The 14,582-nt window shown below is 66.9% G+C and carries 11 protein-coding genes; 6 read left to right on the top strand and 5 right to left on the bottom strand.

Going from position 1 to position 14,582, the window contains the following annotated elements; genetic code table 11:
* Positions 1-18 precede the first annotated feature (18 nt).
* The 5 genes from GFS60_RS33920 to GFS60_RS33900 are packed head-to-tail and all read right to left on the bottom strand — an operon-like array spanning position 19 to position 5,508.
* Complete coding sequence (locus tag GFS60_RS33920) at positions 19-1,242, bottom strand: insoluble domain protein (protein ID WP_159928828.1); 1,224 nt, start codon at positions 1,240-1,242, stop codon at positions 19-21.
* Between the two features lie 59 nt (positions 1,243-1,301).
* Positions 1,302-2,696, bottom strand: coding sequence for a MinD/ParA family ATP-binding protein (locus tag GFS60_RS33915; protein ID WP_159928826.1), 1,395 nt, complete (start codon positions 2,694-2,696; stop codon positions 1,302-1,304).
* Positions 2,696-3,052 carry a hypothetical protein gene (locus GFS60_RS33910; protein ID WP_159928824.1) on the bottom strand — a complete coding sequence of 119 codons (357 nt, stop codon included), beginning with the start codon at positions 3,050-3,052 and terminating at the stop codon, positions 2,696-2,698. The genes GFS60_RS33915 and GFS60_RS33910 overlap by 1 nt, the downstream gene beginning before the upstream one ends.
* 48 nt (positions 3,053-3,100) lie before the next feature.
* The gene (locus GFS60_RS33905; RefSeq protein ID WP_159928822.1) at positions 3,101-4,846 is read right to left on the bottom strand and encodes an FtsK/SpoIIIE domain-containing protein; all 1,746 of its coding nucleotides are present in this window, start codon (positions 4,844-4,846) and stop codon (positions 3,101-3,103) included.
* A complete protein-coding gene (locus GFS60_RS33900) occupies positions 4,843-5,508 on the bottom strand; it encodes a hypothetical protein (RefSeq protein ID WP_159928820.1) in 666 nt (221 codons plus the stop codon). The genes GFS60_RS33905 and GFS60_RS33900 overlap by 4 nt, the downstream gene beginning before the upstream one ends.
* Positions 5,509-6,042: 534 nt before the next feature.
* Between GFS60_RS33900 and GFS60_RS33895 the strand changes: the two genes are divergently transcribed.
* The 6 genes from GFS60_RS33895 (at position 6,043) to GFS60_RS33870 (ending at position 14,578) form a co-directional block, all read left to right on the top strand.
* Entirely contained in the window at positions 6,043-6,330 is a 288-nt protein-coding gene (locus tag GFS60_RS33895; protein ID WP_159928818.1) for a hypothetical protein, read from the top strand.
* Positions 6,331-6,480: 150 nt separating this feature from the next.
* Positions 6,481-6,924 carry a hypothetical protein gene (locus GFS60_RS33890; protein ID WP_159928816.1) on the top strand — a complete coding sequence of 148 codons (444 nt, stop codon included), beginning with the start codon at positions 6,481-6,483 and terminating at the stop codon, positions 6,922-6,924.
* Entirely contained in the window at positions 6,908-10,015 is a 3,108-nt protein-coding gene (locus tag GFS60_RS33885; RefSeq protein ID WP_159928814.1) for an ATP-binding protein, read from the top strand. Before GFS60_RS33890 ends, GFS60_RS33885 begins: the two co-directional genes overlap by 17 nt.
* 26 nt (positions 10,016-10,041) lie before the next feature.
* Positions 10,042-12,204 carry a hypothetical protein gene (locus GFS60_RS33880; protein ID WP_159928812.1) on the top strand — a complete coding sequence of 721 codons (2,163 nt, stop codon included), beginning with the start codon at positions 10,042-10,044 and terminating at the stop codon, positions 12,202-12,204.
* Complete coding sequence (locus tag GFS60_RS33875; protein WP_159928810.1) at positions 12,204-12,989, top strand: hypothetical protein; 786 nt, start codon at positions 12,204-12,206, stop codon at positions 12,987-12,989. Before GFS60_RS33880 ends, GFS60_RS33875 begins: the two co-directional genes overlap by 1 nt.
* Positions 12,986-14,578 carry a peptidoglycan DD-metalloendopeptidase family protein gene (locus tag GFS60_RS33870; protein ID WP_159928808.1) on the top strand — a complete coding sequence of 531 codons (1,593 nt, stop codon included), beginning with the start codon at positions 12,986-12,988 and terminating at the stop codon, positions 14,576-14,578. The genes GFS60_RS33875 and GFS60_RS33870 overlap by 4 nt, the downstream gene beginning before the upstream one ends.
* Positions 14,579-14,582: the final 4 nt, after the last annotated feature.

Here is a 14,582-nt window from a genome sequence, read left to right as displayed (position 1 = left end):
GTGCACCCACCTTCCGAGTCAGTTGGCGGCCGGAATGCCGCCACCGATGGCTTCCGACAGCAGGTTTGCGGCCAGGCCGGGCGTGGCGTCGTTGAAGAACGAGTTCATGGTGGTATCGATCTGCTCGATGATCTGCTGCCCGCCGGGCTGTGCAGCGACGAAGTCGCGGGCCTGGTGGTCGATCGCGGGCGCGGACTCGACGGTGTCCTGCACTGCCGAGGCGGCGGCCTGTCCGATCGGTCCGGAGTTCTCCCAGTCGGTGAGGACCGTCTCGGTCTGTGCGGTCACGGCTTCGGAGTCGATGTCCGGGACGTCGATCTCCTTCGGTTCGCTCTTGTCGCCGGCAGCGATCGGGGTGACCGCGGCCACTGCGATTCCGCCGCCGACCAGGGCGCCGGCTGCGGCGGCGGGGATGCCCGCTGCGGCGGCACCGATTCCCGCCCCGGCGGCGGTGCCGACGATCCCGGCGGGCACCCACCCGAGTCCGGGGAGGAAGACGGTGCCCGCGGTCATTCCGGCGATGCCGCCGATCGTGCCACCGACCAGTGCGCCTGCGGTGGCCGCCGCGCCGCCTGCGGTGACTGCGCCGAGCGCTGCTCCGGCTGCTCCGGCACCGACCTGGGCGGCGGCGATCCGGTCGGCCCGCGAGGTTTCCACACCGATCGACCGCCAACCCGTCGAGACCCCTGCCTGCACAACGGCCATCGTGTTGTTCGTGCGGTCCCGGTCCATGTCGGACACCCAGTTGGGTTGCTTGATGTGCAGCTCACCCAGTCGAAGGGTGTCCCGGGGCGCGATGAACGGCTTCGTCGGCGCCACCGGGGTCGGCAGGTGCAGCTGGTCGAATTCCACTGGTGCGACGTAGTAGTCCGTTGGCTCGACGTACGCATTGGTCTCGTAGTCGTAGTTCGGGAGCGGCTGGTATTCGATGTTCTGGTACTCGGCGGGCGGCTCGACCCAGTACACCGGTTCCGTCGGAGTCTCGGGCACGTAGGTGGGCTCGGGTGCTGGTGTGGGGGCAGTGGCGCTGGGGGTGTCGCCGCCGGTGACGCCTTCCTGGTTGCTGTCGCCAGTGACGCCGCCTTGGATCGGTTCGGCGATTGCGGACGGGGACAGGGCGATTCCGGACGCCAGGGCAGCGGTTATGACAGCCAACGCCGTGGCGGACTGGGTGGCGCTGTGATGGCGGTGTCGGCCTCGGGCGTGGTGGGCGGCGAGGTTGCCGCCGGTGACGTTGCTCATTGTGTGCCTTTCGTGAAGTGGCCAGATGCGAATCGAGGGTGAGTGGGTGATAGCTGAAATCAGGGGCCGGTGATCGTCTTGACGACCTCTTCGGCCAGTCGGGTCAGCGCGGCCCGGGTGTGGGGTTGGAGCCGGGACAGTGCCAGGCGTTCCCCGGAAGCGAACAGCGGCTCGAATGGCATGCGCGCCACAAGTGGCACTCCCAGTTCGCGGAGGGCCTCGACAGTGTCGTGTTCGACCATCGGGGCGTCTCCGGGGCCGGTAGTGATGACGACGATCGTGCGTTGCAGGACACCGTTGCCCGTCGACGCCAGCTCCGTGATCATTTCTTCCGCGGCATCTGCGGCGTCCCAGCGCAACGGAACCGGCATCACGACGGCGTCGGCTGCCGTGACTGCCCACTGCCAGCTCCCGGCGAGGGGGTTGTTGCCGGTATCGGCGACGAGGATGTCGCGGTGCTGGGCCACAATCGCGGCCAGATGCGCCGCGTCATTGCGGCCCAGAACCGACGTGGCACCGCCGCGGCGTCCCGCGATGATGTCTTCACCCGACGGTTGACGGGTCAGGTGCTGCGAAAGTACCGAGGGCCGGATGGGGGCGCGCGGGTCGGGATGGGCGGCCAGCAATGCGGGGATGTCGTTGTCGTGCGGCGGACGGACGGCGACCCGCTTTGCGAGACTGCCTCCGACCTCGCCGAGATCTGCGCACACCACGGTGCCGGCGCCGCGGAGGTTGGCCAAGGTCTGAGTGAGAGCCACGGCGATCGGCGTCTTGCCGACCCCTCCTTTCGGGTTGACGACGGTCATCACGGAGAAATCCGGCAGCGTCCGGGTGATCACCGACTCGGCGGCCCGCAGCCGCATCTCCGGTGACTGCGGTTGGGGCGCGAGGCGTAACCCGAGCATGGCGTTGAGCCGGCCCCGCACTCCCAGACGCGCGGGTTCGCCCGCTCCGGGGGCTATTTCGGGGGCCGTGAGCCCCGGCATCTGGTGCGGCGACCGCGCGGGTGTGCGAGCGTGTCCGTCCTCCTCCTCAGCTGCCACGGCTGCCGATTCGGGTGTCGGATCGCTCGCTGGCGACCGCACGGGAACGGAAGGCTCAATGCCCTCCGCCTGGATCCGTACCACGGGAGTGCCGCCGCCCGGGCGGCCCTGGGGCCGTCCCCGGTTGGGTGTCACGGGCCCCTGGCCCGCGGTCTGTGCTGGGGCCGGGCGGATGGTCTGGTCGGGGTCGACCTCGAGGCGCATCGGCGCAGTGTCGATGCCGCCGCTGACCGCGACGGTGATCGTTCGGCCGCTGCTTCGTGCTTCGGCGTGGGCCTGCGCGAGCACGGCGGTCATCAGGTCTTGCTCGGTGTCGCCTCGCAGGTCGAGCGTCGCGGCTTGCGACGGCACATGCGCCGTGGCGTGGCGTCCTCCGTCGTCGATGGCGACGGTCATCTGCGGGGCCGACATCACAGACTCCCGGTGCCGGAGGTGGTGCCGTCGAGCTGGGCGAGCATCTCGGTGATCAGCTCATCGAGACTGGTGAGCTGCTCGAGTGCCTCGGTCTTGACCTCGCCGTTGGGAAGTGCGCCCACCAGGTCCCGTCGATGACCGATCGCGGTGAGGAGCTCGTCGAGTCGGCTGCGGGAGACGGTCTTGCTTTCCGAGTCCAGGGCCGAGAGCCACCCGGGTGTGGAGGCTCGCAACGCTTCGCGGAACGCTCGAACGATGGGGTCGGAGTTGCCTTTGTTGATAAACGGGCGGTGCATGGCCTCGATGTCCTCGGGCTCGAGGATGACTGCTCGTTCGATCTGCCGGACTGCCATCGTGGGACCTTTCTTGTTGCGCTGGTAGCGGTGGTGTGTGTGCGAAAGTCAGGTGGCGGTGGGGAGTTCCGGTGCGACGAGCACGACCGTGTCGAGGCCGCTGTACTCGACGAACAGCACCTCAGGGCGGCGGCCGGCGCTCTCGACGGCAATGCCGACGATGACCTTGCCTTCGTCGGTGACGGTGCCGTCGTTGGTGCGGTCGACTTCGCGGGCGATTTCGACCGAGGCGACCAGTCCGGTCAGGTCCGGGTCGTCGTCGAGTCCGACGACGATGTGCATGCCCTCTTCGATGGAGCGGGCCGGGATCGCATCCGCGATGGTGTCGGCCGCACTCGGTGCGCTGATGCTGCTCGAGATCGCGATGGGGTCGCGCACGTCGTTGGCCATTGCGGCGATCAGAGCTTGTTCTTCGGCGACGAACTCGGGCAACTCGGCGGAGAAGCAGAACACCGGGGTGTCCACCTCTGGGCGGAGACTGTCGACGGCACAGCGTTCTTCGTTGGACATATCGGCGCGTACTGCGGGGTGAGCGTCCACGCTGGGGGTGAACCACACTTGGGCGAGTGCCGGGTCACCGGAGGGATCGGTGACGGTGGCGCGGCCGGCGATGGCGGCATCGATGTCGCGTCCGACGGTGGTGTCTCCCCACATCATGTAGGCGCCGTCGCTGCTGAGGCGGGCCAACGAGGCGCGGGTCTTGAAGTTGTCGCGCACACCACCGGAATCGCGGCCGAAGAGGTGCGCATCGGGACGCTGAACACCCACGGCGAGGCGGATACCTGTCGAGCGGGCCAGCGCAACCAGTTCACCGATCCGCCCCAGTGGATTGCAGAACTTCAGAACGTCCTTCTCCACGTCGGTTCCGCTTTTGGCCATCTGAGTCCACGAGGCGGACAGGATGAAGAACTCGTCGAGCACGGCCACCAGCAGTGGCATATTCGCGGGCGCAATGCGTTGGATCTGCATATATTTGGTGCGTGCATGCATCTCGCACCACAGTGCGTAGATCAGTTTGGCCGCGCGCAGCGGTTCGAACACGATTGCCGGTACACCGGGGTAGCCGAGGAACTGGTGCAGCTCGATGCGTTTGGGGTCGACACCGATGACCGGGATACCGCGGAGAACCAGTTCGGTGATGACCGTGGTCAGCAGGACTGTTTTGCCGCCGCCGGTCGGTCCGACGACCAGCATGTGTGGTGCCGACGAGCGGTGTGAGACGTTCCAGAACGCGTCGACTACGTCAGAGCCGATCTCGCACGAGGCGTACGGGACGTGCAGGCGCTGTCCTGGCTTGTTCGGAACCCGACTCGGCCAGTCGATCTGTTGACGTCCGATGCCGTGCTTGTCGAGCCTCGGCACGGGTAGCTCGATGGCCGGTGTCGGTAACGAGTGCAGGATCATCTTCTCGAGTGGTTTGCGGAGCGAGAGGGTGATGATGGGCTGCTCCGGGTTCCAATCGACTCGCCACAGCTGCCCTGACTCGTGCGTACCGAGGGCGGCGAGCAGAGCCTCGGAAAGCTTGTCGCGGTTGGCTTCCATGCCGGTGGCCAGCGTGTGCTTGTAGAGGATGCGGTACGAGGCTTCGGTTCCGTCGTTGGCGTAGGCGCCGACTGAGACCGTCACGTCCCGCAGGGCCTTGCCGTCGGAGAACAGTTCGGCGAGCATGCGGTGCCGTGGGCTGCGGGTGTCCGGGAGCACCGGTCGGCGGGTGATCGTGATGGTGCTCTTGTCGGCCCGGAAGTCGGTGACGTACTTCCAGTCGGTGACTGTGGGTCCGAGGAATCGGTTCATCGATCCGCCTTCGACGTCGAGGGGGAATTACTGTCGGGTGCAGGTTCTCCCGCCGGGACACGGTCGATCTGCGCCGGTGTCTTGCGAAGCAGGAGTCGCAGGGGACGAGTGGGTGCGAGGGCCGGCAGCGCAGCGCGCACGCGGTGCCACAGCGGTGACCCGACGATCAACGCATTGACCGCCGAATTGAGACGCTCCTGCCGGGTCGCATCGACGACCGATCCCTGCGGCAGACGGATCGCCGCCCAGGCGGTGCTGTGCCACCCGGTGCGCACGCTGAGTCTGATCCGTACGGGGTTGTGACCGGTGGTCTGCCGTACCACCGGTGACAGGATTCGCCGCTGCCGGTGTCGCAGGAACCGAATCAGGTCCCCGGCACCGACGAGAGCGACCGCGACGGCGAGTCGGGGCCGAAAGTCGATGAGCCACTGAGACCAGAGCGGCGCGCGCGGCGACAGCTCGGCTACCTGAGCAGAGACCAGCAAGGTCGGCATCCACCACACGAGGACAGCGACGACCAGGACGACGGCCACCCACGGGGTGAAACGCGCACCCTCCTCCCCCGACTGCTCGGAACGCCTTCGTCCGCCGGAGGCTGACGAGGTAGCGGACGAGCCGAACACATCCCGGAAGAACTCGCCCACAGGGTCATTCGACGGCATCGCAGAAACCCTTCTCGGTCGGACATCGGCGTCGTGCTGATGCGCACAAGTGAATCCGCTTGCAAAAGGTTTCACCAAGGACCCCCGCACGCACTCGGGCGTGTCGCCCCGCTCGCATCTCCCGTGAATGCGTCCTCGACCGCGGTGACACCTACCCGGACGAGGAGTTCAAAAGACCTCTGCCAAGTGGTGTTTGGCCCACTCTCGCCGAAACCGAACTGTGGCGCTATTTTCAACTTCGCCTCCCCCCGTAGGGGGGAGGCGTCTCCCGAAGGGAGTGGGGCGCAGGCATACCCGATGCCGCAATCGGTCGACGCTTACCCCACATGGGGTGAATCACGTTCCTCACCAAGTTGTCCCCGAGAAGGTGCCCCGATGGTGGAGCCCTGGTCCTCGCAGCGACCGTTCCCACCCTCAGCGGACCCGCAGCGACACGCCCGAGTGCGTGCGGGGGTCTTCGTGCACCGAAGCCACCCTGTGCCATTGTTCGTTCCGTCACCATTCGGTGTTGTCGTGAATCTTCTGGGAGAGAACATGCTTCACGAGACTTTCGAGGCTGCGTCACAGCTGACGTACCTGGCGCAGGACGGGATCGACACCACCGGGGTGGGAGGATTCCTCCGCGAGCAGGTGGTCCCGCCGATCCTCGGCGTGGGAGCGATTGTGCTTCTCGCGAAGGCCATTCGCTCGTCCTGGTCTGCCGTCATCACGATCGTCGGCCTTTCGCTGATCGCGTTGGGGTGGTTCGGGTTATCGGCGAACCCCGACGCGGCGATGAACGTGGGCACCGGGATCATCCGCCTGATCGTCCCCGGTGCGTGACCGGTAGCGGAACAACCGCACGGACTCAACACTTTCGAGAGGAACCCAAACCCATGTCCGTCATGACGATCATCTTCGGCGTGATCATCGCCGCCGCCATCGTGTTCGCAATCGGTCGCGCCATCAACGAGCGCCGGTGAGGGGACAGCGGTGATAGAAACCGATGACGACCTGTACCGGGTGGATCAGCACTGGCTAGGTCCTCCGGGGCGGGCGTTCCCGAGGCCGATCAGATGGCAGGCGATGGGTATCGGTGTGCTGTTACTGCTGCTGTCGTACATCCTCGTCATGGGGGTGCTGACGGTGCCGTGGAGCGGCTGGAGCGTCACCGCGGTGCTGGGGTTGACCTATCTCGGGACGAAACGGATCGTCGACGGGCTCGGCCACGAACGCACGATCCGGTCACTGGCCCGGTCCGCGATCAACGACCTCACCTCCCCACGCCCTGCGGTCAAGCTCGACAAGAAATTTCGGACCGCGCCGCTGAGGGTGTCGATCCCCGACCAGATCGTGCGGGTTCGCCTCGTCCCCGCTGCCGCTGATCACACGACTTCCTACGACTACGAGCAGGTAGGTCATGAGCTATCCCGGTAACCGGTTCGACCCGGCCGACCTCGTCCCACCGCCCGGTGCACTGCCGCCGGTGCTGCCCGAGTCATGGTTACGCGCGGCGCGCCAAGCCGGACTGCAGACCGCCGACCCGCACACCACCGCTGCACCCCAAGCGAGCTTGGGTGATGCACTGCCCACCGACCTTTCCCCGGTCGCCAGCTCCGACGAGGACGTGGCCGCACAACCTGCCCGCCGCAGGGGCAGCAAACGGCGCGGGAAGAAGTCCCGACCGGGTCCGCAGGGGCACTCGACCAGTGCCGCCGCGGATCGCGGGAGCAAGGCGCGGCTGCGGAAGCAGTCCAAGTGGCGGCTGCGGGCGGTGCTGGGCAACGTCACGATCACCGACGACACCGCCACGTTGTGGTTCGTGCAATCGCCCGGCACGTGGAGTATGCGGGCGATTGCCGATCAGTCGCGGTTCATCCGGGACGAAGCGTTGGTGCTGGCGGAACTGCGCAGCAAAGGGGTGGCCGGTATCCACCGGCGCACCGTGCGCGAGGCCTGGCCGGTCAAGGAATGGGGACGCGCCCACGCGCGACTCGCCGAGAACCGACTCCCCGACGTCCCAGGCGCTCTCGCGTGGGACGAGTACCTCATCGGTCAGCAAGTGGCGCTGCTTGATTCCGCCCCTACCCGCAAGCGCCGATACTGGGGCATCGAATTGCCCCGCCGATCGATGACCGCCCAGGCAATCGTCGCGGTGGCCGACATGTGCACCGCGGTGAAGGGATTGGGACCGCGGCTGTCGAAGTGGTCGGAGCAGGTCCTGCGCGCCGAACAGGACGCCGCGGCCGAACACATTGCCGAGATCGAACGCGTAATGCTCTCCCCCGGTGTCGAAGCCCTGCCGGCCGACAGCGGACAGATCGACTATCTGCTTCGCCGCTCCGCCGCTGTAGGAATGCCGTTGACCGAACCGGCCGCAGCACGCGCACCGTCGGGTTGGGGTCTGCCCGATCTGTTGTCGCTGAGCAACCTGACGGACATGCACTACACGCCCGGCGCCGGACACACTGTCGTCGAAGGCACGATCGCCGGCCGCACCTATAGGTCGTACGTGACCGTGCTGACGGTGGGGAGGATGGCACCACTGGCCATCCCGGAACAGAAGATGCCGTGGCAGCTGCTCGGCGACCAGCTCGGGTTGCCCTTGGAGTGGTCCGAGCGGATCACCCTGCACACCCCAGAAGAGACACTCGGCGAGATACAGAAGCAGCGCAACGCGATCGAGGCGCAGTACCGGCACTACACCGTCGAGCACGACGAAACCCCACCCGATGAGTTGGCGGCACAGCACGGGTTGTCCCGGCGCCTGCGGACGGAGATGTCGAACGGTGGGGCACTGGCCACCCGAGGATCGGGGTGGTGGCGGATCGCGGTGTCCGGTTCCTCCCCTCAGCAGGTGCGGGACCGTGTCTCGAAGCTGCAGCAGCAGTACGCACCGGATGTCGAACTCGAAGTCGAGAACGGCCAGTACCACTTGCTCCAAGAGTTCATGCCCGGTGAGAAGCTCGCCAACACCGCCCACAAGCGCAGGATGAGCGTTCTGGCCATGTCGGCGGGGATGGGCGCGGCGGCCGACCGGATAGGTGACGAGGAGGGCATCATCCTCGGCGAAACCGCGTCGATCTCGGTGCGCCCCGTTGCCTGGAATCTCTTCGCCGCCCACGACTTCTTCGACAAGGGCGGCCTGACCCCCCTGGTCGGCGTCCAGGGAGCCGGCAAAACCCATCTGGCTGGGATGATCACTTACCAGGCGCTGCGCCTGGGCGCGCACGGAGTGATCCTCGACCCGTCCGGTCCGCTGCGCGCCCTCGCCGAACTGCCCGAACTCAAGCCGTTCACCCGCGTCTACGAGCTGACCGGCCGCGGCGCCAAGCCCGGCGTCCTCAACGTCTACCGGGTCGTGTCCGAACCGGACGCGGCCGACGAGATCTACCGCCCCGGCCATCCCGAGTACGCACACGAATCCGACCCGGCAGCCGCCGCGGCAGCGGCCTACGAGGACGATCGCGGTGCCGCCCATGCCGAGCGAGTCCAGCTCGCGTCCTGGGTGCTGATCTCGATGCTCGACGCCGACGACCGCAGCGACCGGGATGCCAAGAGTGTGGTCCGGATGGCAGCAGCGATGGTCGGGGGTCAGCCGACCAACCATCTGGGCAAGGTCCTCGACGCAATCGATCACATCGCTGCCGGTGTGGTCTACACCAACGGCCACGGGTTCGCACACGGCACGATTAGCGGCCAGACCGCTGGCTCGAAAAACACCCCCGTCATCGGTGAAGGACTGCGCACCGCCGCGGGCCGGATCGGGCCGATGCTGCGCACGATGTCGCAGCTGCGCGATGCCCGGGTGCTGTTCCCGTCGGCCACCGCCGGTGACGACGCCGCCGCCGAACTGTTCGACTCGGTCCTCGACGAGCGCCTGACGATCCTGACCATGCCGGGCCTGCAGATCGACGACAAGGCCGAGGGAAGTGCGGCCACCGACAGCCAACGCCTGGCCGGGCCGCTGATCCACCTCGCGGCGTGGTTGGCGACCCGGCTGGTCTACGACAAGCCGCGCTCACTACCGAAACTGCTGTTCCTGGACGAGAACAAGTACCTCAAGCAGTCCGGGGCCGGGCGCACTCTCTACGTCCGGCTCGGTCGCGATACCCGCAAGTTCCGCACCCGCGCACTGGTATGCAGCCAGCTTGCCGGCGATTTTCTCGGATTGGCGGACGGCGCCGACGACCAGGACCAGTCACAGCTGACCGACGAGATCATCATCGGCCGACTCGGCTCGTCCGAACGGGCGATCTCCGACGCACTCAAACTCCTCGGCCTCGACGAAGGCGAGGGGTACGAGACGATCCTGGCGAACCAGCTCGGCGGGGGCCGCAACGACACCTACGACCCGCGCGCGAACAAGGCTCGTAAACAGCGCGCCGCGAAGACCGGCGCCGACGAGGCCCGCACCTACGTCGTCCGCCTCGGCGGCGACATCGAGTTGGTGCGCGCGAACTGGACGAACTTCACCCACATCGCCCACGTCGCGCAAGCACTGAACTCCCGGGCCACCGCCGCCTGACCCCCTCCTTGGGAAGGACCGTCTCGATGCCCGTCACCGCCCGCACCACCAGATCACCCGCACACCTGCTGCAACGGATCATCCAACTGTGCGCGGTCATGATGCTGGTCGGGCTCAGCGCCCTGTGCGGGCAGGCCAACGCCCACGCCGCGGGCTTCAACTGCAAGGACGTGCCGGCACCGCAGTCCCCGAACTCGGCGGCGCCGGCGTTCTTCGACTCCGGATCGGTTAACAAGCCCACAGAATCACAGCTGTCGGGCACCGGGTACGGCGGCCACGGCTGGGCAGGTCTGACGTGGCACATCTACGACCTCGGTTGCGGTGAAGACATCACCGGGGTATCGCTGGTGCGCAACAAGACCGACATCGGAAATACCTTCCTCACGATCGGGCAATCGCTCGCTGCCGCGGCGTTCTGGCTCGACGAGCAGGCCAACACCCCCACAGAGGGCCGCGAGACCGGGCGACAGGGAGCGATCGCACAGTTCGACGAGATCGTGCTCGCGGTCTCCGACTCATTGCGGCCGACCGTCTACGGGCCGTGGCTCGGGCTGGGGGTGGCCGCGGCCGGGCTGATCATCCTCTACCGCGGTCTGCGATCAGATGCCCCAGCGGTGTTTCGGCAGCTTGCGATCGGTGCCGGCGCGCTGGCGATCGGCGGGTTGATGGTCGGTGCACCAGCGAAGGCGATCCAGATCTCCGACGAGACCTTCAGCGCGCTGATCACGAAAACTCAGGGCGAGATTTTTAACTCTGCGGGCATGACCGATGACCCCCGGTTGGTGATCACCGACCGAATCATCATCCCGGACGTGCAGCGAGGATACTTCGGCACCAACGCAAACGACACGACGCTCGACAATCTGTGGCCGAGGCTGCGGGAGTCGATCGCCTACACCTACGACGAGCAGGAAAGGATTAAGGCCAACAACGCGGCACAGAAGGAGATCGACGAGGCCAAAGCCGAGAAGTTCCGGCGGGAGGTCGTCGAGCCGTTGGAGAGCAAGGGGCTCTCGTTCTACACCTTTCAAGGCAAAGACAGCAGCCGTGTCTCGACCGGGTTCCTGTCAATGGTCAAGACCTCGATGCCCTCCTTCTTGTGGATCGGTTCCTCGGTGCTAAAACTCTCGGCGCTGCTAGCGATCCGGCTGGCGATCATCACCGCCCCCGTCTGGGTTCCGCTCGCCATCGTCTCCGGATCGATCCTGATCCGTGTCGGACGCATCCTCGGCGGGATCTACCTGTGGGCGATAGCCGCTGCGGTGCTGATGTCGGTCTACCTGCTGATCTTGATCAAGCTGTACCGCAATGATGCGGTCGACGGAACCTGGCGGCTGTGGTTTTTGGTCATCCTCACCATCGTCTTCTGGATGTTGTTGCGCCCGTTCAAGCGGCTCTCACAGACCATTACCCAGTCGCATCGCGGCATGATCGGCGGTGCGATGGACCGACACAGGCACGGCTCCTGGAAGCAGAAACTGCTCACCGCCAGCTCGATGGTCACCAACCCCGCCATGGGACTGGCCGAGAAGAACCTCGAACTCGCCCGCGCCGGCACCGGACGCGCCGCCGACGGGACCGGTCGGCAGTGGTCCGACATGATCGGCGGCAACAAGCCCCCGATCGTCCGGCAAGAAGGACGCGCACTGTCGGCCGCACGCACCGACGACTACCGCGACCGCGCCCGCCAAGCACAGCTGGCCGCCCTACGCAGCGGCGACCGTCGAGCGATGGTAGATCTGCGCAAATCGTCCCCAGACAGGCCCGACCCCGGCACCCGGCTCCCCGGTATCAACCTCACCGCCGACCCAGCCGGCGGCAACGGAAACACCAAGCTCGCAGACCTGCGCAGACACACCCCCGCAACGGGTTTCACCGACGGTTTCGAGGCCCTCCACACCGATGACAGCGAGATCTTCGTTACCCATCAGGACACGACCCGGTGGGACGGCGGACCCGACGCGATCATCGCACCGACCACCATCTACCGGCCGAGCGAGGAAACGGAAGCGACTGAGAAGGATAGGCGTCCGTGGGTGTCGATCACCCGGACCGCACCGGCCTCGGCCACGGCGGTGGCGGGGCCCGCGAGCAGCGATCTGCCCCGCGCTCGATTGCGTGAGGACACCGCGGCGGAGCAGTCGACGGGAGTGCTTGACCGGCCGAATCGGGAACTAGGAGTGAACTAGTGAGAACCGCGAACCCGATCACCACCGCGATTCGTAGCTGGGTCCTGCGCAGTCCCGGCCGGCTCGCCAGCGGGATCGCGATTATGGTCGCGATCCTCTACCTAGCCCGCCTGATGGTCACCGCAGTCACCGGGACAGCCGGCGACACGGCCGAGCCACTCGCGAACGCGGCGAACACCCACACCACGTCGGTGGCCATCAAGACCGCCGCAACCAAGGAGATCACCGAGGCTGAAGTCGCGTCGATGCCGGCCAGCTCGATCGGTCGTAGTCCCGCAACAGCGGCGATGTATTACGCACACGAGTTCGTCGACACCACCACATCACCAACTCAGTGGGCGATCGCGCTCAGCCGTGTCACCCGCCCCGAGCGCGTCAATGACACCCTCGCCGCGGCCCGGCCCACCGCTCAGGTGTCGATTCTCGGGCCGACACGCACCCTGTCAGGCACCGGCACTACCGGAACGACCGTGGAGATCGACACCAGTGCCGGGACCCTGACCGTCGCGGTCACCGACACCGATGGCGGCTGGCAAGTCGACACGCCCCTCCCGACGCTCGACCTCGAGGACGTGGACCCGGCTCCCACCACCCCGCGCACCACAACCCCCACCACCACGCCGTCACCCGCCACCTCACTGAGCCCGGAGCGCACCCCCGAGCCCCTATTGCCCTCGGAGCCTGCTCCGCCCGCACAGCGGGCCACCATCCCCGCCCCCGTGCCGGTCCCCGGCCCCATCCCAATCCCCGAACTCGACACACCTCTGCCAGGCCCGATCGCATGACCGCTCGGCGTCTGACCGCGGTTGCGCTCGCCGCGTCATTCACCATCGGGATGGCCAGCGCCTGCACCGGCGGGGCGATCATCGATCTGCCCAAACCTTGCCGGCCCGCCCACTCCGATTCCGGGGGCACGCGCGCAGACAGCACACCCGATGATCCGCCGGCGGCCGCGCTGATCCCGTCCGGGCCGATCCAGCACCCCACCGCACCGGGGACCACCACGTTCACCTCCGGTTTCGGACCCCGATGGGGGGCGATGCACAACGGTGTCGACTTCGCCGGCCCGGTCGGTACCCCGATCTACGCCGCCCTCGACGGCCTCGTCGTCGCCGCCGGTTCGAGCGGTGAAGGTACCGGTCTCGGTTTCGAGAACTGGGTCATCATCGACTCCGTGGTCGACGGCCGGCCGGTCTCCACGGTCTACGGGCACATGTACGCCAACGGGATCCACGTCAAACCCGGGCAGAGCGTCAAGGCCGGAGACCACATCGCCGACATCGGTAACGCCGGCGGATCGACCGGGCCACACCTGCACTTCGAATACTGGGAAGGCGGCCGCCTGCAGGACGGCACCGCAATCGACCCTATGACCAAGCTTGGCGGCGCGCCTGCACCATCCGGACAGAACTCGAGCTCACCAGGATCGACCATAGCTCTCATGGCCGCATCCACTCCTCTCGACTGCGGCAGAGGCTTCGGCACCGCGGGCGGCGGCGACCTCAAACCCGGCAGTGTCCCACCCGCATTCGAAGAATGGTTCCGCAAGGGCGGATCGCTGTGCCCCCAGATCAGCCCGGCACTGCTCGCTGCGGACACCAAAGCCGAGAGTGGGTTCCGCGCCGTCACCAGCCCCGCAGGAGCGAAAGGCTACACCCAGTTCATGGATGGCACCTGGGCTGTGTACGGCCGCGACGACGACGGCAACGGCCGTGTGTCTCAAGCGGACGTCGGCGATGCGGTGATGGCTCAGGGCCGCTACTTCTGCGAGATCGCGCGATCGATCGACAGCTGGATCGCCGACGGCTCCGTGAAGGGCGATCCGCTGTCGCTCTACATCGCCAGCTACAACGCCGGCGAGGGTGCCATCAAGCGAGCCGGTGGGATGCCCTCCGGTGGTGACTATTCCAGCGAAACCCGCCCATACGTGCAGAAAGTCCTCTCCTACATTCCCCAGTTCGAGCAACCTGGCGGCCGCGGCGAGTTCGTCCCCTCCCCCACCGCCGGCGGCAGCAATGTCGTCGAGGCCGCCGGCCAGTACTTCGGCACCCCGTATGTGTGGGGCGGCGGCGGCGCGGGTGGTCCGTCCGATGGCGGGTTCGACTGCTCTGGCCTGACCCAGTACGCCTATGCCCGGGCCACCGGGGGCAAGACCATCCTTCCCCGTACCTCCGAGCAACAATGGAAGGTGGGCATTGAAATCCCGATCTCCCAGGCCAAGCCCGGGGACCTCGTTTTCGGATCCTGGGCGGCCGGCGGTCCGGGCCACGTCGGTATCTACGCCGGGAACGGGCAGATGGTTCATGCACCCACCATCGGTGACGTGGTCAAACGAGCACCTGTAATGGCAGACATGCGCGCCCGCCGTATGTGACCGA

Source organism: Rhodococcus sp. WAY2 (assembly GCF_009859915.1).
GTDB classification, from domain to species: Bacteria; Actinomycetota; Actinomycetes; order Mycobacteriales; family Mycobacteriaceae; genus Rhodococcus_F; species Rhodococcus_F oxybenzonivorans.
The sequence above is the reverse complement of the archived record's forward strand: the minus strand, read 5'-3'. Positions and strand labels throughout refer to the sequence as shown.

Excerpts from the sequence above, each read along its gene's own strand:
- GFS60_RS33895 (WP_159928818.1), top strand. The coding sequence starts at position 6,043 with ATGCTTCACGAGACTTTCGAGGCTGCGTCACAGCTGACGTACCTGGCG.
- GFS60_RS33915 (WP_159928826.1), bottom strand. The coding sequence starts at position 2,696 with ATGTCGGCCCCGCAGATGACCGTCGCCATCGACGACGGAGGACGCCAC.
- GFS60_RS33885 (WP_159928814.1), top strand. The coding sequence starts at position 6,908 with ATGAGCTATCCCGGTAACCGGTTCGACCCGGCCGACCTCGTCCCACCG.
- GFS60_RS33905 (WP_159928822.1), bottom strand. The coding sequence starts at position 4,846 with ATGAACCGATTCCTCGGACCCACAGTCACCGACTGGAAGTACGTCACC.
- GFS60_RS33900 (WP_159928820.1), bottom strand. The coding sequence starts at position 5,508 with ATGCCGTCGAATGACCCTGTGGGCGAGTTCTTCCGGGATGTGTTCGGC.
- GFS60_RS33910 (WP_159928824.1), bottom strand. The coding sequence starts at position 3,052 with ATGGCAGTCCGGCAGATCGAACGAGCAGTCATCCTCGAGCCCGAGGAC.
- GFS60_RS33920 (WP_159928828.1), bottom strand. The coding sequence starts at position 1,242 with ATGAGCAACGTCACCGGCGGCAACCTCGCCGCCCACCACGCCCGAGGC.
- GFS60_RS33880 (WP_159928812.1), top strand. The coding sequence starts at position 10,042 with ATGCCCGTCACCGCCCGCACCACCAGATCACCCGCACACCTGCTGCAA.
- GFS60_RS33870 (WP_159928808.1), top strand. The coding sequence starts at position 12,986 with ATGACCGCTCGGCGTCTGACCGCGGTTGCGCTCGCCGCGTCATTCACC.